Origin of the sequence: Xanthomonas axonopodis pv. maculifoliigardeniae (assembly GCF_041519315.1) — a bacterium.
In the GTDB taxonomy this organism is placed as follows: Bacteria; Pseudomonadota; Gammaproteobacteria; order Xanthomonadales; family Xanthomonadaceae; genus Xanthomonas; species Xanthomonas euvesicatoria.
This window is the reverse complement of the sequence record NZ_CP167998.1, coordinates 1,216,815-1,235,272: the sequence shown is the minus strand read 5'-3', so window position 1 is coordinate 1,235,272 and position 18,458 is coordinate 1,216,815. Positions and strand designations below refer to the sequence as shown.

Genomic DNA, 18,458 nt, shown 5'->3' with positions numbered 1-18,458 from the left:
CTGCCCGCTCGCACCTTGCCTACCCGCGCCCTGCCTAGCCGCGCAGCGCCACCCGAACCCCCTCCCCCGCCAACCGCGCACTCGCCAGCAGACGCTCCAGGCTCTGCCCATGCCGGGCGCTGGCCGACAGGCCGGCCATGGTGGTGCTGACGAAATCCGCCAGCCGGTCTGCCTCGTGCGGGCACTGCTTGGCGATGTGGGAGCGGATCAACTCTTGGGCAGCGACATGGAACCCGCAGGCCGCCTCGCGTGCCTGCGGGTCGTTGCTGCGCGTGCCTTCCAGCACCAGGCAGCCGGTGGCGGCGGGGTCTGCGGCGTAGCAGCGGGCGGCCTGCTCCAGTAGGTCGGCCAGGGCGTCGGCCAGCGGACGGTTGGCGTCCAGAATCTGCGGCAGCGGGATGGCACCGGTCTGCGCGTAGCGGTCGAGGATGCGCGCATACAGGCCGGCCTTGCTGCCGAAGGCGGCGTAGAAACTGGGCGGGTTGATGCCCAGCGCCGCGGTGAGGTCGGCCACGCTCAGTGCGTCGTAGCCACGCGCATGGAACAGCTGCTGCGCGGTGGCGATCGCTTGATCCGGGTCGAACGCCCGCGGCCGGCCGCGCGACCGAGAGATTTCTGTAGTCATTGTTACAAAACCCTTGACGGCAGACGAGATCTATTATGTATTACCCGCTACATTAATAGCGAGGTGGGTGCATGTCAGCGTTCAAGGACAAGTCCGTGTTGGTGCTCGGCGGCAGCCGGGGAATTGGGGCCGCCATCGTGCGGCGCTTCGTGGCCGACGGCGCGCGAGTGGCGTTTACCTACGCCGGCTCCGCCGAGGCGGCGCAGCGCCTGGCCGGCGAAACCGGCAGCACCGCGGTGCTGGCCGACAGCGCCGATCGCGATGCGGTCATCGACACGGTGCGACGCAGTGGGCCGCTGGATGTGCTGGTAGTCAACTCCGGCATCGCCTTGTTCGGCGATGCGCTGGACCAGGATCCGGACGCGGTGGACCGGCTGTTCCGCATCAACGTGCACGCGCCCTACCACGCCGCCGTGGAGGCCGCGCGGCAGATGCCACCTGGCGGGCGGATCATCGTGATCGGCTCGGTCAACGGCGACCGCATGCCGCTGCCCGGCATGGCCTCTTACGCGCTGAGCAAATCCGCGCTGCAAGGGCTGGCGCGCGGCCTGGCGCGCGATTTCGGGCCGCGCGGCATCACCATCAACGTGGTGCAACCGGGCCCGATCGATACCGACGCCAATCCGGAAAACGGGCCGATGAAAGACCTGATGCACAGCTTCATGGCGATCAAGCGCCACGGTCGCGCCGAGGAAGTGGCCGGCATGGTGGCCTGGCTGGCGGGCCCGGAAGCGAGCTTTGTAACCGGCGCGATGCATACCATCGATGGTGCGTTCGGGGCGTGACGCGTCGTCGCTTGGATTGATGCCACTGCAGCTCGACATGTAACGCAACGGATGGCGGCAAGCGCCCTCCGTCGACGTGCAGGGCGAGCTGCTGCATCGCCAGCATCGTGATCCACATGCATGATGCTGTTGGCCGTGATGGATCGTCTTCGCATGTCTTGCGCCGTATTGCACATGCAATCGCTGGCTTGAGCTTGCATACCCTGTTGACCCTGCATTGCCTATCGTTCGCGACGAACCCAGCAATGGATTGACCAATGCGCATGATGTCATCCGGTCGGTGCTTAACCCTGCCCACTTGCGTGCTGCCATGTCCACCGATGTGGCGGTGCGCACACCGGTTGAGCAGTCGCTGCAACAACTGGAAACCGCCAGCGTGCAGCGGCAGCAGGCGCTGACGCAGAGCCAGCAGCAAGACATGGACAATCCGGTTCGCGAGAATATGTCGATGCGCATGACGTGATGCACGCAGCCAACCGCAGCCGGTCGGCCAGCGCGCCGGAGCCAGAAACAGCTCACAAAGATGCAGCACGCCGCACCGCGCGGAATCGCTAGACACCGAAATCGGTAGTCACCACGCGCGCGTGCATTTTTCAGGCACCCAGCCGCCGGATCCCTTCGCTACTGTTGCTGGCCAATGCGCTTCACCTGCACTGGCGGCCCCTGCACCAAACAAAAAGCCCGGAAAAACCGGGCTTTTTGTTGCTCCATGCAACGCGTCAGGCTTTGCGCTTTTTCAACCAGGCCGCAATCTGCGGCACGCGCCGCTCGCGCAACGTCACCCGCGTCTGGATGGTGCTGATGGCGGTTTCGGCATCGCGGCGTGAGGTGGGGGCCAGGTAGGTGTCGGCATACGCCTTGATCTTGTCGATGGTCTCCAGCTTGTTCGAGCCTGCAGCCAGGTGCGGGTAGTAGCGGGCGCGCGAGGTGGAGTCGATCAACGTGTCCACCTGGGTGCGATGGGCCAGTGCGAAGTCGAATGCCAGCTCCGGGTGCTCGCTGGCGACATCGCCGATCATGCTGGCGCCAGTGGTGGCGCCGGGTTCGTCGGTGAGTGCAAGTTCAAGGGCGCGCTGCGCCAGCCCCGGGTCCTTGGCGTAGGCGAGCAACGCATACGACTGGTCGCGCAGCATCGAGGAAGTTTCCTTCTTCGCCATGGCATGCAATGCGTCCCAGGTGGCGGAGTCGGCGTGGCGGGCGACGATACGCAGCACCGTGCTACGCAGTTCCGGCGACAGCGTGCCCGGGTCGGCCTGGAACGCAGCGAAACGACGCTGCGCTTCGGCAATCACCTGTGCATCGTCCAGCGCGCTCAGGCTGTTGAGCAGGCTGGCACGCAGCTGCTTGGTCTGTGCACTGTCGTCCTTGCGCTCGTCCCAGCCGAGCGTGGCGAACTCGGGAGCAAGCCGCGCACGCGCGAAGCGCCGCCAGCTGGCCTGCGCCTTGAGGTCGCCCGCGAACAGGCGATCGATGTTGGAATACGTTTCGGACACCACTTTCCACAGATCCGGCGAGCCACCGACCGGCACCTTGGCGGTGAGCTCAAGCAGGTCCGCTTCGGGCTGCAGCCCCACCGGTGCCAGCGCAGCGGTATCCATCAGCACACCCAACTGATCGACCACCGGCAAGGCGTCGAACCCCTTGGTGAGCGCGGTGAATTGCGCCGGTGCATACAGCGTGCGGAAGTAGCCCTTCTGCCCGGCATTGACCACGACAGGCGCATCGCAGCCGGGTAGCTGCACCTGCGCGCTGCCATCCACCAATACGCGCACCGGCGTGCCTCTGGCGCCGCGCACCGTGACGGGCACATGCCAGCGCAATGGCTGTTTGTCGGGTCGGTCGACAGTGTATTCGCCTTGTTTCAGCTGCACGGTCGTGGTGCCGGCCGTGCAGCTGGCGCTGACCTGGATCAACGGCACACCCGGCTGCAACGTGAAGTCGTGCGCCACCTGGGTGAACTGCTTGCCCGGTGCCACTGCATCGATCTGCTGCCACAGCGCATCGGTGATGGCGTTGCCGTACTGGTGCTGCTTGAGATAGCTGCGCACGCCGCTGCGCCAATTGTCCGCGCCCACATAGTCTTCGAGCATGGCGATCACCGCTTCGCCCTTGTCGTAGGTGATCTGGTCGAATGCCTGGCTGGCCTGCTCCACCGTGGCGACGTGCTGCACCACCGGATGGGTGGTGACATACGCATCGCGCTGCATCGCCGCCCGGCTTTTGAAGGCTGCGCCGGTGTTGTCGATATCCCACTCCGGGTGCAGCTTGTGCGTGGTGCGCGCCTCCATCCAGTTGGCGAACCCTTCGTTGAGCCACAGGTCGTCCCACCACGCCATGGTCACCAGGTTGCCGAACCACTGGTGCGCGATCTCGTGCGCGGCAACGGTGAAAACGTCCTGCTTGTCGTTGATGTTGGACGTGGCCGGGTCCAGCAGCAGCGAGTACTCGAAGGTGAAGATCGCCCCCCAGTTTTCCATCGCGCTGAAGAACTGGCTTTGCCCGGGTGCGGCGATGTTGTCCAGCTTCGGCAACGGATATGGAATGCCGAAATAGGCGTTGTATTCATGCAGCACGTCGCGCCCGGAATCCAGTGCGAACTGCGCCTGGTCCACCTTGCCCTTCTGCGCGATCACGCCGATCTCGGTGCCGTTGTCGGCCTTGCGCGTCGCCCGCTCGAAGTCGCCGACACTCAGGAACAACAGGTACGTGGACATCTTGGGCGTGGTCTGGAACGCCACGCGCTTCATGCCGCCAGCAGCATTGCTGGACGAGGCAACCGGCATGTTGCTCACCGCCATCTGCGCGGCCGGCGCATTGACTGCCAGGTCGAAGGTGGCCTTGAAATCAGGCTCGTCCCACGAGGGGATGAAGCGGCGCGCATCGGAGTTTTCGAACTGGGTGAACAACGCGCGGCGCTGGCCTTGCGGGGTGGCGTAATCCAGTGCGAACAGGCCGTTGGCCTGGGTATTGATCACACCGCTGTAGTCGATGGACAACACGTAGTTGCCCGGTGCCAGCGGTTTGTCGAAGGCGAAGGTGGCGGTCTGCGCCTGCTCATCGGTGCTGACCTTGGCCGTCTGCGACTTGCCCCCCTTGCGCTGCGCCAACGTACTGCGCGCGAAGCTGAGGTTGGCCGCCTGCAACACGATGCGGTCGGTGGCTTGTAGCACCACGATGTCGATGGCCACCTTGCCGTCGAAGGTCATCTTGTCGGCATGCGGGGTGATCTCCACCGCGTAGTGGGTGGGCTTGGCCGTGCGCGGCAACTGGCTGGTGACCTGCGCGGCCGATGCGCTGACCACCTCCGGTGCAGCCACAGCAGCGTGAGCCGGCGCAACGGCGCAGGTGCTGGCCAGCGCCAGCGCAATAGCAGTCACCAGGATCTGGCGCATGACATTCCTAAAAAGAGTAATGAAGTAAACGAAGTCGTACAGCGGCCAGCATCATGGCGCCGGCCCGCAAGACCACACACGGCCGAAAGTCATGCGCCTGCCTGACAGAGGCGAAGGCACACACGTCAAAGAGAAGCCACGGCAACGACAAGGCACGCACGCATCAAACCAGGGCAAGGCAATCCCGGCTGGCGCGAGCATGCTACACGGCCATGCTGAACCCGCCCCGCATCGATCAGGCGGGGGCGGCCAGCAACACCTCACCAGCGGCCGTCAGACAGGTGCCGGGCGCGTGGCCAGGCAACGCAATGGCATTGCGCAAACAAAAGCCCCGCTTTCGCAGGGCTTTCGTCGGTTCAATCACGCATCAGCCGATCAGGCGAACGGGTCCTGCAGCACCATGGTGTGGTCGCGGTCCGGGCCGGTGGAAACGATCGAGATGGGGCAGCCGGCCAGTTCCTCCAGCGCGCGCAGGTAGGCGCGGGCGGCCGGCGGCAGGTCATCCCACACGGTGATGCCGTGGGTGTTCTCGCTCCAGCCCGGGAACTCCAGGTACACAGGGGTGCACTCTTCCCAGCCCTGCGCGTCCAGCGGCGCGTACTCGGTGCGCTTGCCGTGATATTCATAGGCGATGCAGATCTTCAGCTTCTCCATGCCGTCGAGCACGTCGAGCTTGGTGATGCACAGGCCGGAAATGCCGTTGATGGCCACTGCACGCTTGAGCGCCACGATATCCATCCAGCCGCAGCGACGCGGGCGACCGGTGGAGGCGCCGTATTCGGCACCGCGGTCGCGGATGCCCTGGCCCACTTCGTCGTCCAGTTCGGTCGGGAACGGGCCGCCGCCGACGCGCGTGGCATACGCCTTGGCAATGCCGAGTACGTAGTCGATCGCATCGGCGCCAACGCCGGTACCGGCCAGTGCGCCGCCCACGGTGGTGTTGGAGCTGGTGACGTACGGATAGGTGCCGTGGTCGATGTCCAGCAACGCACCCTGCGCGCCCTCGAACAGCACGCGCTTACCCTGCTTGCGCAGGTCGTGCAGGATGCCGGCCACGTCCGACTTCATCGGCTGCACGTACTCGCCGAAGGCCAGCGCCTCGTCGTAGGTCTTCTGGAAATCGACCGCTTCCACGCCCAGGTACTTGGTAAGCACGAAGTTGTGGTAATCCAGCGCGGTGCGCAGCAGTTCTTCCAGCTGCGGCGGGTAATGCAGGTCGGCGATGCGGATGCCGCGACGCGCCACCTTGTCTTCGTACGCCGGGCCGATACCGCGACCGGTGGTCCCGATGGCCTTGCCGCCGGCCGCCTTCTCGCGCGCCTGATCCAGGGCGATGTGGTAGGGCATGATCAACGGCGCAGCCGGAGAGATCTTCAGGCGCGAACGCACTTCCACGCCGGCGTCTTCCAGCTCGCTGATTTCCTTGATCAAGGCAGCCGGGGAGATCACCACGCCATTGCCGATCAGGCACAGCGCGTCGTCGCGCAGGATGCCGGACGGAATCAGATGCAAGACGGTCTTCTTGCCGTTGATGACAAGCGTGTGGCCGGCGTTGTGGCCGCCCTGGAAGCGGACCACCGCACCGATTTCCTCGGTGAGCAGATCGACGATCTTGCCTTTGCCTTCATCGCCCCACTGGGCACCGAGCACGACAACTGACTGACCCATGACGGGTGAACTCCTAAGTTTTGCTGCGGCCATCGGGGCCGCGGGATGGGACCGCTGCAGGGCTGGCCGCGACACCCTGCGCGCGGCTCCATCGGGGAGCGTTGCAGTGGCGCGATAGCCCTGACACGGAAAAAGCCGAACCGAGTGCTCTGGTTGGAGCGTGCCCGGCCGGCTTTTGTGCATTATCCGGGTTTCCGCTGGCCTGCACTACCCCTGGCGGACGGCGGATCGGGGGGCGGGTCAGATTGCGGCTGGCAGTCGGTTGCGTGGTGCTCCGAGCGCTGCCGGCCACCAGGGTCCCTAAGGCCCCTAGCCTGCCGGGTCACCGTAGCGACAATCCCGATTGGGTCGTAGGGACGGCAACGTAGCGAGCCTTGGCAAACCTGCAGACCGCCCAAAGCGGCCATCGCCCGATCCACGACGGGCAGCCCTAACCACCACCCCGATAAAACCACCCCGTAGGAGCGCACCCGGGCGCGACAGGCATTACCGGTGAAGCCATCGCGCCCAGGTGCGCTCCTACGGCAGATGTGTCTCACAGCCAGACTGCGTCCCAGAACGGATAGTCCCCGGCCCGCGTCACCAGCCCGGCCCGTCGCGGATTGGCAATGATGTAGCGCGCCGCAGCGGGCAGATCATCGTCCGTGCGCAATGCATGGTCGTGATAGCTGCGGCTCCAGACCGGTGCACGAGACTGACGCTGCGCATTCACTGCGCGGGCTGAGCAAGCTTTCATGCGTGAAACCGCGTCGCTCAATGCGGTGTCGCTCCCAAGTTGCAACAACCAATGGACATGATCAGGCATCAACACCCAGGCCAGCAGCCTGGCATCGCAAGGCGTCGCTTTGGTGAATGCTCGACAGGCGGTTGCCGCAATCAGAAAATCTGCGAACACGGCGCGACGCTGCCATGTCGCGGTAGTCAGCAGGTAAGCGCTGTTGGGCGAAGACTGCCTACCGCGGCGCAGCGCGCGATGCCCGGGAGAGTCGATATTGGCCATACCGCAATGCTGATGGCCTTGGACCACGCGGGATATCGGCGGTTGCCGTGTTCTGCGCTAGGAATCCATGTGGCGACTGACTGTCAGAGGCCGTCAGCGGGGTCGACCGGTGAGGCCCGTCGCGCCCAGGTGCGCTCCTACGATGGGGCGCGCGCGTCTGTCTGCCCTGCGGTGACAGGCACATACAAGAACGCCCGCATGACGCGGGCGTTCTTGGTTCAAGGCAGAGCGATGTTTCAAGACAGAGCGATCAACGGTCGCTCTTGAGGTACTGCAGGAACGGGTCGTTCTTGTCCAGCACCACCACGCCGTTGCCGTCTGCCATGGAGCTGCGGTAAGCCTCCAGGCTGCGGTAGAACGCATAGAACGACGGGTCCTTGGAACCGGCCTGGCCGTAGATGCGGGCCGCTTCGGCATCGCCTTCACCACGCAGCTTCTGCGCGTCGCGCTCGGCGTCGGCCACGATCACGGTGGACTCGCGATCGGCTTGCGCGCGGATGGTCAGGGCCTGCTCTTCGCCTTCGGCGCGCAGCTTGCTGGCTTCCTGCTTGCGCTGGGCGCGCATGCGCTCGTAGACGTCGGTGATCACCTGGCTGTCGGTCGGCAGGTCGATCTGCTTGATGCGCAGGTCGGTGATCTGCATGCCTAAGCCCTTGATGGCGCCATTGATGCCCTTGAGCTGGTTGGCGATCAGTTCGCTGCGGTCGCCGGAAACCAGCTGTTGCAGGGTGCGCGAGTTGATCTGGTTGCGCAGCGAATCGGTGATGATCGGGGCCAGGCGCGAGTTGGCCACCGATTCCTCGCCACCGGTCGCACGATAGAACGCCCGCACATCGGAGATGTAGCCGATGGCGAAGAAGTCCACGCTCACGTCTTTCTGCTCGGCAGTGAAGTAACGCGCCGGCGCGGTGTCCAGTACCTGAAAGCGGCGGTCGAACACGCGCACCGATTCCACCACCGGAATCTTGAAGTGCAGGCCGGGCTTGAGGTCGGCACGCACGACGCGGCCCAGGTTGAGCACCATGGCGGTCTGGTCTTCGCGCACGACGAATACCGAGCCCATCAGGGTCAGCAAGACGGCGATGATCAGGCCGATGACTAGCGAATTCTTCATTATTCGGTTCCCTCACGGCCGGTCGGGCGCGGGCCGCGCTCCGGGTTGCGGATGGCCTCGCTACTGGCGCTTTGCGGCGGATTCAACAGCACGTCCTGGGGCACCATCGACGGCATGCCGGCATTGCCACCGGTCGTGGCCGGCTTGCTGGCGTCGGCCGGTAGCGGCACGTAGATGACCTGGCGGCCATCGCTACCGATGACCTTGCGGTTCTCCGACAGCACCTTCTGCACGGTTTCCAGCCACAGACGCTTGCGGGTGACTTCCGGCGCGCCGGCGTACTGCGCCTGCAACAGCGTGAAACGATCGGCGTCGCCCTCGGCCTTGGAAATGGTGGCCTGCTTGTAGCCCTCGGCGCCGGTACGGGTGCGCGCACCCTGGCCGCGCGCTTCCGGCACCACCTTGGCGGCATACGCCTGGGCTTCGTTGATCAGGCGCTCGCGCACCTGTTGGGCACCGTTGACCTCATCGAAGGCCGGCTTCACTTCTTCCGGCGGACGGGCGTCGGGCAGGGTCACGCCGGTGACGGCCAGGCCGGTGTTATAGGCATCCAGCGCCGCCTGCAGACGGTCCTTGGACGCGATCGCCAGCGGGCCGCGATTGTTGAGCACGGTATTGAGGTCCGAACGCCCCACCTGCTCGCGCACGGCACTTTGCGCGGCCTGCTCCAGCACCAGATCGGCGTTGCGCGAACCGAACAGGTATTTGCGCGGGTCGCTGATCTGGTACTGCACGTTGAGCGAGACGTTGACGATGTTCTCGTCGCGCGTCAGCACAGGCACCTGGTTGCTGAAGGTCTTGATCTCGGTGGCATTGACCTTGCGCACCGACTCGATCGGCCAGGGCAGCTTGAAGTTCGGGCCGGGCTGCAGGATGCGCGAGAACTGGCCGAAGCGCAGCACCACGCCACGCTGCTGCTCGCCGATGAGCTGGAAGCTGGAGAACAGCACCATCAGCACCACCGCGACCAGGATCCAGCGCCCCACGCCGCCATCGAACAGCTCCTTCAACGGAGCGGGCAGATTGCCCCAACCGCCACCGTTGCCACCACCGCGCGGGCCCCAGGACCTGCGACGGTTGGGATCCGGGCCGTCTCCGCCCTTGTTGCCGGGTGTGTTCCAGGCCATGCACGCTCCATGATCGAGGGGCTGTGCGGGCCAGTCCCGCAGTGCCGCCATGTTGTTTGATTCGCCGATTCTACTAGATGGGGCAGACCCACCGTTTTGAAAGGCCCGGTGCGATGCATTGTTGGTTTAGCCGGCGGGGCGGATCGGGCTGACTGGGGACACACGCAGCGGCCGACCGGCAGGGGCCTTTGCGCTGAAGACCTGGAGACAAGGTTGCACGTGGCGGCGCCGGGCACCGGGTGCGCCTGCCGAGCGCTGCGTGCGCGTCCATTGGATGCAGCCGGGTACCTGATTGGTCTTGGGCGGCTGAAGACCATTTACCGGGCGCATGCCTGCTGGCAGGGATCCGGGCACGGATGGTGATGGGAGGGACGTCGCACGCGTGCGGGCCAAGCGGCGATTGCGTCCTTGGCACCCATTCTTTCAACCACACCTTGTCCCAGGCAATGACGGCTGCACCGCCTCACCCCAACTGATCTCCCCTGGCCCGTTGGCAAAAGATGGAGCTCGGCGCAGGCTGAGGGGTCCAGTTGCCAAGCGATGGTGCACGACGAGGTCGAGTTGCGCATCGCCGGGCTGCCGACCCTCACCGGCTCCCCAGCGCGCAGCAGAGGGTTGGCCCGTCTCCCGCTACTCCCACCTCTGCATTGCCGAAATCCGACTGCGATCACGGCTGGCCGGTGCACTTACGCTTTCGGCGGCTCGTCTTTCTGGTTGAACACGCGCTCCATCACTTCCAGCAGTTCGTCTTCGGAGAACGGCTTGGTGATGTAGGCGCGGGCCCCCTGGCGCATGCCCCACATGCGGTCGGTGTCCTGATCCTTGGTGGTGACCAGGATGACCGGAATATGCTGGGTGGTGGGCTCGCGCTTGAGCGTGCGCGTGGCCTGGAACCCGTTGAGGTTGGGCATCACCACGTCCATCAGCACCAGATCCGGCAGCGATTCCTTGGCCGCTTCCACGCCGGCGGCCCCATCGGTGGCGGTGATGGTTTCGTGGCCCAGCTTCTCGACGATGCGCTGAATCCCCAGCAGCTGCGACGGCGAGTCGTCGACGATCAAAATACGTGCCATGTGTTTCCCCTAGTGTGCGCGGCGAGTGTAGTGCGCCGGCCGCGCTTTCGATAGCTGGGCCAGGTGAGTTGTGTGCTGGTTCGAGGTTTGCGAGCGAGGCCAGAGGTGATGGAGCGACGCGCTGTTTTTGCGAGCCGCTGGAGCCATTACGTCCAACAGCCCAGGCTGGATTCAATACAGGGCTTACCGAGCCACCGCGTTGATTCGCTGCCCCGCCTACTCCCCTTTCGGGGGCAGGGAAAGGGGCGCGTGGCGCTGGATGGGGCGGGATCCCGATGCGCCGGGGCAGATCGAGTTGATGATCACGTTGCGGGGCAACCGAATCCCCGCCCCGCCCCGCTCGCCCAAGGGAGAGGGGCTGGCTCGCCTCTCCGGGGCCGGCTGAGGGTGCGGCCAAGACTCGACGCTGTCGGGCGACATCAACGGCCGCATCGCTGGGCGACCCTAGCCTTCCTCATCCCTCGTGCGCGCAGCTGATCTAGCCCGCGTCGACCGGCTCAGCCCACGGTCTCGCCGAATGCCTTGGCCAGATTGCGGTATGCCTTCTTCTGCGCGTCGTCGGTCGGGGCCGGGGCGAGGATTTCCAGTTCCACGATCTGGTCGCCCGGGGTGGTGCCCGGCAGGCCGCGGCCGCGCAGGCGCAGCTTGCGCCCGGCATCGGAGTCGGCCGGCACCTTCAATTCGACCGAGCCGCCCAAGGTGGGCACGCTGATGGTGGTGCCCAGCGCCGCCTGCCAGGGCATGACCTGCAAGGTGTACAGGATGTTGCGCCCGTCCACTTCGAAATGCGGATGCGCCGCGTATTCGATCTCCAGCAACAGGTTGCCGCCGCCGTTGCCCTGCCCGCTCAGGCGGATCACCTGGCCGGGCTGCACGCCCTTGGGCACGCGCACGTCCAGTTGCTTGCCATTGATGGTGATGCGCACGCTGTCGCCCGAATGCACCGCTTCCAGCGGCACCGCAAGCTTGGCGCGGGTGTCGCCGCGCGCCTGCGGGCCGGCACCTGCACCTGCACCGGGCCCGGCGCCCGGGCCGCGCGGACGGCCACCGCGCTGGCCGGCGAACAGGCTTTCGAAGAAATCGCTGAAGCCGCCACCGGCGCCGCCGTTGCCGAACACCTCTTCGAAATCGAAGCCCTGCCCGCCACCGTAATTGGGCGGGGCCTGGAACTCGTCGCCCGGCCGGAATCCCTGCGCCTTCAACTGGTCGTAGGCCTTGCGCTTGGCCGGGTCGCGCAGCGCTTCGTAGGCTTCGTTGATCGCCTTGAACTTGTCTTCGGCGCCGGCTTCCTTGCTGACGTCGGGGTGATATTTGCGCGCGAGCCGGCGGTAGGCGGTCTTGATTTCCGCATCGCCTGCACTGGGCTCCACGCCGAGCGTTGCGTAGTAATCCTTGAATTCCATCTAATCACCTCTGGAAAAAAAAACGGCCCGCAGCCGAGGCCACGAGCCAGTTCGAACGGCCAGCGCTGCGGCGGACAGCGCGAGTGCGGCGCGGCAGGCACGCACCCTGCACCGTACGGACGTACGTGCCGGGTTCGCATACCAGCCGCGTCCACAAGCGGTCACGCCATGGAGCTGTTGGCCAATCTATTCGCAGCCGGGCGGGCAACCGCGCCTATTCTACGGCGCGACTGTCGCCGGAGAGCGAAGCTGCGGCCTCGCTCCAGGTCCAGCGTCGCGCGACGGCCAGTTCCGGCATGGCATGAGGTGCCATGCGAAACTGCCGGGCGCCTGGCCAGCCTGCACGCACAGTACAGGCCGGCCCAGCGGACACCGCGCGCCTGCACAGCGCGCCGCCGCGACGTTCCTTACGCTTACTGCACCGTGCTGCCGCTGGTGCTCTGACCGTTGCCCACCTGGATACGGCGCGGCGTGGCGGCCGGGCGCTTGGGAATGCGGATTTCCAGCACGCCGTTATGGCCCGCAGCCGTGATGCCATCGGCATCGGCGCTGTCTGGCAGCGCGAAGCGGCGATGGAAGCTGCCGTGACGGCGCTCAATGCGCGAAAAGCGCTCGGTTTCGGTGCTGGATTCGCTCTTGCGCTCGCCCTTGATCGACAGGATGCCCTTGTCCATCTGCACCTCGATCTGGCTCGGGTCGATGCCCGGCAAATCGGCGTACAGCACGAAGTGATTGGGCTCTTCCTTGATGTCAACGCGCGGCACCCACTGCGCGGTCACCACGGCCGATTCGTCGGTGTCGCCGTTCTGCTCGAAGAAGCGATCGAACACATGCTTGATCTCGTTCTGCAGCGCGTGGGTGGGAAATTGGGGATAACGAACGATGTTCATTGAAAGCCTCCAAACAGGTTGATGACGGGGCCGGCGACTGCGCGGTGCGCGGTTGCGCCGGCCATGTGCGTCAGATAGGCGTGGCCGCACGGATTTCAAGCGCGTTGACGCGCTTTTCCCCTACCCCTTTCTAGAATCCGTTCAGCCACAGGAGCTAGCCGCATGACCATCCACGTTGGTGACCGCATTCCCGAAGTCGTGCTCAAGCACCTGCGCGATGGCATCGAGGCCATCGACACCCACAGCCTGTTCGCAGGCCGCAAGGTGCTGCTGTTTGCGGTACCGGGGGCCTTTACCCCCACCTGTTCGGCCAAGCACCTGCCGGGCTACGTGGAACACTTCGAGCAATTCCGCAAGCGCGGTATCGAGGTGTTGTGCACCGCGGTCAACGACCCGTTCGTGATGCAGGCCTGGGGACGCAGCCAGCTGATTCCCGACGGCCTGCACCTGTTACCCGACGGCAACGCCGAACTGGCGCGCGCCCTGGGCCTTGAAATCGACGCCAGCGGCTCGGGCATGGGCCTGCGCTCACGCCGCTACGCGCTGTATGCAGACGACGCCGTGGTCAAGGCGTTGTTTGTTGAAGAACCCGGCGAATTCAAAGTCTCTGCAGCCGATTACGTGCTGCAGCATCTGCCGGATTGAGACCCCTTTCTCCCATCACTCAGAAGGAAAACGGCCAGCCATGTCTGATCAGCCAGCCACCAAAACTCCCGCCGGTATCACCGACACTGCCACCTTGCGCGCCCGCGCGCGCCAGAGCATCGAAGACGGCGCCATCACCGAGAGCTACCACGCCGATCGCGAGAAGGTGATCGAATTGCTCAATACCGCGCTTGCCACCGAATACGTGTGCACCTTGCGCTACTACCGCCACTATTTCATGGCCAAGGGCATGCTTGCCGACGCAGTGAAGGGCGAGTTCCTGGAGCATGCGCAACAGGAGCAAGAGCACGCGCACAAGCTGGCCGAGCGCATCGTGCAGCTGGGCGGCGAACCGGATCTCAATCCGGACACCCTGACCAAGCGCTCGCATGCCGAATACAAGGAAGGCACCGACCTGCGCGACATGGTCAAGGAAAATCTCATCGCCGAACGCATCGCCATCGATAGCTACCGGGAGATGATCGACTTCATCGGCGACAAGGACACCACCACCAAGCGCATTCTCGAAAGCATCCTGGCCCAGGAAGAAGAGCATGCCGATGAATTTGCCGACATGCTGGAAGGCTGGATTGGCGAGTGAGTTGAGTTCTGCGATGTAGCGATGCGTTGCGATGGAGATCGCAGCGAGTTGAAATTGAAATCGATTCAATGATGAGACAGACAGGGCAGCGCCTCGAGCGCCCTGTCTGTCTTTTTTTGTGCCGCCAGATTGCGCGTAAACGGTCGCGTCCCGAATGAGCAACGATCGCATGAGGCGGCCAGATCCGACACGCCGCCGCCTTCGTCAACGCCTCTGTAGGAGCGCACCTGGGCGCGATGACGCATTCCCGGTAAGACCTCTTCGCGCCCAGGTGCGCTCCTACACGTTTGTCGCGCACAGCCGGTCTGCCGCCACGCACGGGGCGGTCGCACTTGGTTGGCAACCCGGTCAGCGCAACACGCGAAAGCGCAACTGCGTCCATGCGCCATCGCTGGCCATTGCGGTGAGCGTGTGCAACCCCACTTCTTCGAAATCGCGCTGAAACCCTTGTCTTCCGCTGGTTTGCGCAATCCAGCGGCCATCCAGCAGCCAATCGATTCGCGCCTCGCTGCCCAGCGCTCGTAACTGCAACCGCACCGGGCGCGCGGCGTCGTTGGCCCGCGCAAGCGTGGCGCGGTCGCTCAAGCCGTCGATGCGTAGCACCCCGCCACCGGTCATGCGCCCGTCCGGCACGCAGTCGTCAGCCAAGGGCGGCAGTTGCGCGGCGGCGCGTTCGGATGTACTGAGCCAGGGCGAGACCAACGCTGGCCAACGCGCCACCGCGCGCGGTGCACGCGCATGCGGTTGGCTGCATTCCTGCGACAACCGCTGACCGCTGCGCGCATCGGCCTCGAAGCGCACCTGCCCGCTTTGCCAAAGGCGCGCATCGCGCTCGGCAAAGGTGGGTGGCACCGCACCGTCGAGTGCATATGCATCGGCACGACGTGCGCACAGAGCCGGTGGCGTCTGATCGGCAGCGCCGCCCAGCGGCCAGCAGATGTCGATTGCCTGCACCGAGGACGGCATCGGCAATGGCGCACTGTCGCCAGCACTGCGGGGCAAAGCATCGATGACTTCGAACATCAACGGCAATGCGGTGACCGCACCGTATTGGCCCGGCAACGGGGTGCCGTCCGGCCGTCCTACCCAGACGCCGACGGTGTAACGCCGCGTTCCGCCAATGGCCCATGCATCGCGGTAGCCGTAACTGGTGCCGGTCTTCCACGCCACGCCTGGGCGTGCAGTAGTGTCGAAAGTACCGCTGCCGTATCCGGGCCGCGGATTACTTTGCAAGATTTCGCGCACGATCCACGCTGCACCCGGCGACATCAGGCGCCGATCGATGCGCGCGTCATCCGGCGTATAGCGCACACGTCCGGCAATGCCGCCGCGATTGAGCGCGGCGAACGCGCCCACCAACTCCTGCAACTGTGCGCCGGTGCCGCCCAGTATCAAGGCCAGCGACGGCGTGCTGCCGGAGGGGAAATGCAGCGCAATCCCGGCATTGGACAGTCGCGCAGCAAAGCGCGCCGGGCCAATGCGATCAAGCAGATCCACCGCCGGTACGTTCAACGACAGCCGCAACGCCGTGGCCGCGCTCACCGGGCCGTTGAACGCCGCATCGAAGTTGCCGGGCCGGTAGTCGCCAAAGCTCTGCGGCGCATCCACCAGCAGGCTTTCGGAATGGATCAGGCCATCGTCCAGCGCCATGCCATACAGGAAGGGCTTGAGCGTGGAGCCGGGCGAGCGCCATGCCTGCACCATGTCGACATGACCCAGGCGCTTGCGGTCGCCGAAACTGGCCGAGCCCACATAGGCGCGCGCCTCCATCGTGGCGTTGTCCACCACCAGCAATGCCGCGGAAGTGCGCTCCGGCAGCTGCGAAAAATACGTGGACACGCGCTCTTCCAGCGTGCGCTGTAATTCCACATCCAGCGTGGTGACGATACGCGCCGCACGCGGCTGCGCACTGTGCAGGCGCTGCGCCAGCAACGCGGCATGCAACGGTGGTTTGAGCGAGCGGGTGACCACCGGTTCGATGCGCGCATCGTCCACCTGCGCGCGCGACCACACGCCCAGCTCGACCATGCGATCGAGCACCTTGTCGCGTGCGCGCTGCGCGGCTTCGGGATGACGGTCCGGGCGCAACCGGCTGGGCGACTGCGGCAATACCGCCAGCAACGCGGCCTCGGCGTGCGACAAGGCCCTGGCCGGCTTGCCCAGATACGCCCAGCTGGCCGCCTCCACCCCTTCGATGGTGCCGCCATAGGGCGCACGCTCCAGATACAGCATCAGAATCTCGTGCTTGCTCAGGTGCGCTTCCAGCTGCAACGCGCGCAACAATTGCTTGGCCTTGCCCCACGGTGTGCGCGTATGCGGGTCCAGGATGCGCGCCACCTGCATGGTCAGCGTGGAGCCACCGGACACGATGTGGCCCTGCCCGATCCACTGCCCACCGGCACGCAGCAGACCCCAGGGATTGACGCCCGGGTGACGCCAGAACCAGCGGTCTTCGTAGTTCAGCAGCGCCTGCAAATACAGCGGCGAGACGCTCTGCGGCGTGGCGGGATAGCGCCATACGCCATTGCGGTCGGCGAATGCACGCAACGGCGTGCCGTCGCGCGCAACCACCAAGGTGGAGGTGTCGCGGGACTTGGGCAACGGCAATGGGAAAGCCAGATCGAGCAACAGCATGACGCCCAGCAAGGCCGCCGCACTCAAGCGCAGCCACCGCAGCCAGCGACGTCGGTTGCGGGCCTGATGGTTCGGCGCTTGCGGGCGCGGCTGCGTGCGGTCCATCCCTGTTGGTGCCTGCGGCTGTTCATCCATCGCGCAAAGCATGCAGGGCAAAACGCGTTTCGGCCACTCCTACGCGGCTCGGGCCTGGCGTATCGGCAGCGCGATCAGCCGCACAGCCAGCCGGACAAGCGACGGGCGCAAGGCCAGGCACAGCCCGTGAGCCACATGCGGACCTGCCTGCGCGCAACCGTCTGATCCTACCTGTGGCCACCGCATGCAGGTGGCTGCGATGATCAGGCCACTCACACCGAAGGCGCGGCCGGCGGCCTTCGGCAGCAGCACGCATTGGCGGCAGCTGGTGGCGATGCCCACGTGCGCACTTCGGTAGACGTTATGTCTCGTCCGTCGATTTGTCTGGTGCACGGCGCGCCGTGCCAGACCTGGTTGCCGCCGCTTGGGAAGGCGGCATAGTCGCTTCCGCTCAGCGCTTTTCCAACGTGGCGCGGTAGCGCAACAAGGCTTCCGGTGCATCGGTCTGGATGATCGACACACCGTCGCGATACATCCGGCCCCAGACCCTGCCAGGGTCGCGCTCGGCGTCCGCATCGCCGCCATAGCCGGCAATGAAGCCTTCCCACAACGAATTGACCATCAGCCGCACGTTGTGCGCCTTGCTCACCGCTGCCAGGGCCGGCAATTGCGCGGCGGTCATCTTGGGCAACTCGAATGCCATCGGACGCGCATTGCGCGTCTGTGCCGTTGCAATGGCCGCAAGATCGGCATTGCCATGCGCGTTGATCAGGATCGGGAAGAAGTACACGGTGTTGAAGGGCGGCATCGCAGCCAGTGGCGCGGTAGAAATACCGGCTTCGGCCTTGACGATCACCTGATGCTGCATGCCGGCGCGTGCGACCGCCTCGATCACCTGCACGTAGATCGCGTCTTTGACATCCAGGTTGAGCAGGATGTGCCCCTTGGCCTTGGCCAGCATCTGCTCGAGCGTGACCACGCGCTGGTCGGTCAGCGGTGCCTGTGCACCGCCTTCGTCGCTGCGCAGGCGTAGCTTCTGCAGATCGGCCAGGGTCAACTCGGAGAGCTTGCCGGTGCCATCGGTGGTGCGGTCCACGGTGGCGTCATGCAGCATCACCAGGCTGCCGTCGGCGGCACGCCGCACATCGGTTTCCATCACATCGGCGCCGATGGCGATGCAGCGCTCCAACGCCGCCAGCGAATTTTCCGGCGCGGTCTCGGTGAAGCCATGCTGTGGCGCGGCGGCATGACATCCGCGGTGCGCCACCACGACGAGGCCGCCCTGCGGGTTGGTCAGGCGCGCCTGGATCGCGGCCACGCCTGTCGGTGCGGCACTTGCTGCAGTGGTCACGACTGTGCACAGCACGGCGGCGAGGACGGCAATAGGGCGTGATGTCATCGAACAACTCCAAGCAGATGTTTGCAA

The 18,458-nt window shown here is 65.4% G+C and carries 15 protein-coding genes; 4 read left to right on the top strand and 11 right to left on the bottom strand.

The window, feature by feature from the left end; all coding sequences use genetic code 11:
- Window positions 1-34 precede the first annotated feature (34 nt).
- Entirely contained in the window at window positions 35-625 is a 591-nt protein-coding gene (locus tag ACDH77_RS05465; RefSeq protein ID WP_031421476.1) for a TetR/AcrR family transcriptional regulator, read from the bottom strand.
- Window positions 626-696: 71 nt separating this feature from the next.
- Between ACDH77_RS05465 and bdcA the strand changes: the two genes are divergently transcribed.
- On the top strand, window positions 697-1,410 hold the full coding sequence (gene bdcA / locus ACDH77_RS05460) for an SDR family oxidoreductase (protein WP_014089566.1): 714 nt from the start codon (window positions 697-699) through the stop codon (window positions 1,408-1,410).
- 250 nt (window positions 1,411-1,660) lie between these two features.
- Window positions 1,661-1,873 carry a hypothetical protein gene (locus ACDH77_RS05455; RefSeq protein WP_080721064.1) on the top strand — a complete coding sequence of 71 codons (213 nt, stop codon included), beginning with the start codon at window positions 1,661-1,663 and terminating at the stop codon, window positions 1,871-1,873.
- A 256-nt stretch (window positions 1,874-2,129) separates the two neighbouring features.
- Here the strand turns inward: ACDH77_RS05455 and ACDH77_RS05450 are convergent, their stop codons facing one another.
- From ACDH77_RS05450 to ACDH77_RS05415, 8 genes are all read right to left on the bottom strand, one after another.
- A complete protein-coding gene (locus tag ACDH77_RS05450) occupies window positions 2,130-4,802 on the bottom strand; it encodes a M1 family metallopeptidase (RefSeq protein WP_031421471.1) in 2,673 nt (890 codons plus the stop codon).
- A 375-nt stretch (window positions 4,803-5,177) separates the two neighbouring features.
- Window positions 5,178-6,470, bottom strand: coding sequence for an adenylosuccinate synthase (locus ACDH77_RS05445; protein ID WP_005913957.1), 1,293 nt, complete (start codon window positions 6,468-6,470; stop codon window positions 5,178-5,180).
- 535 nt (window positions 6,471-7,005) lie between these two features.
- Window positions 7,006-7,470 carry an REP-associated tyrosine transposase gene (locus ACDH77_RS05440; protein ID WP_011346659.1) on the bottom strand — a complete coding sequence of 155 codons (465 nt, stop codon included), beginning with the start codon at window positions 7,468-7,470 and terminating at the stop codon, window positions 7,006-7,008.
- Between the two features lie 250 nt (window positions 7,471-7,720).
- Entirely contained in the window at window positions 7,721-8,584 is an 864-nt protein-coding gene (gene hflC / locus ACDH77_RS05435; protein ID WP_008578171.1) for a protease modulator HflC, read from the bottom strand.
- Window positions 8,584-9,711 carry an FtsH protease activity modulator HflK gene (hflK, locus tag ACDH77_RS05430; RefSeq protein WP_011346658.1) on the bottom strand — a complete coding sequence of 376 codons (1,128 nt, stop codon included), beginning with the start codon at window positions 9,709-9,711 and terminating at the stop codon, window positions 8,584-8,586. The genes hflC and hflK overlap by 1 nt, the downstream gene beginning before the upstream one ends.
- Window positions 9,712-10,397: 686 nt before the next feature.
- Window positions 10,398-10,784, bottom strand: a complete 387-nt coding sequence (gene pilH, locus ACDH77_RS05425; RefSeq protein ID WP_008578169.1) for a twitching motility response regulator PilH — start codon at window positions 10,782-10,784, stop codon at window positions 10,398-10,400.
- 497 nt (window positions 10,785-11,281) lie between these two features.
- Window positions 11,282-12,187 (bottom strand): DnaJ C-terminal domain-containing protein, encoded by a 906-nt coding sequence (locus ACDH77_RS05420; protein WP_014089562.1) that lies wholly within the window; start codon window positions 12,185-12,187, stop codon window positions 11,282-11,284.
- 413 nt (window positions 12,188-12,600) lie between these two features.
- On the bottom strand, window positions 12,601-13,077 hold the full coding sequence (locus ACDH77_RS05415) for an Hsp20/alpha crystallin family protein (RefSeq protein ID WP_008571577.1): 477 nt from the start codon (window positions 13,075-13,077) through the stop codon (window positions 12,601-12,603).
- Between the two features lie 162 nt (window positions 13,078-13,239).
- Between ACDH77_RS05415 and ACDH77_RS05410 the strand changes: the two genes are divergently transcribed.
- Both ACDH77_RS05410 and ACDH77_RS05405 read left to right on the top strand, forming a co-directional pair.
- Entirely contained in the window at window positions 13,240-13,722 is a 483-nt protein-coding gene (locus ACDH77_RS05410) for a peroxiredoxin (protein ID WP_031421467.1), read from the top strand.
- Window positions 13,723-13,762: 40 nt separating this feature from the next.
- Window positions 13,763-14,323, top strand: a complete 561-nt coding sequence (locus ACDH77_RS05405; protein WP_008571580.1) for a bacterioferritin — start codon at window positions 13,763-13,765, stop codon at window positions 14,321-14,323.
- Window positions 14,324-14,671: 348 nt separating this feature from the next.
- Here the strand turns inward: ACDH77_RS05405 and pbpC are convergent, their stop codons facing one another.
- Both pbpC and ACDH77_RS05395 read right to left on the bottom strand, forming a co-directional pair.
- Window positions 14,672-17,092 (bottom strand): penicillin-binding protein 1C, encoded by a 2,421-nt coding sequence (pbpC, locus tag ACDH77_RS05400; protein WP_372353756.1) that lies wholly within the window; start codon window positions 17,090-17,092, stop codon window positions 14,672-14,674.
- Between the two features lie 391 nt (window positions 17,093-17,483).
- On the bottom strand, window positions 17,484-18,431 hold the full coding sequence (locus ACDH77_RS05395; protein WP_029818840.1) for a glycerophosphodiester phosphodiesterase family protein: 948 nt from the start codon (window positions 18,429-18,431) through the stop codon (window positions 17,484-17,486).
- Between the last annotated feature and the right edge of the window lie 27 nt (window positions 18,432-18,458).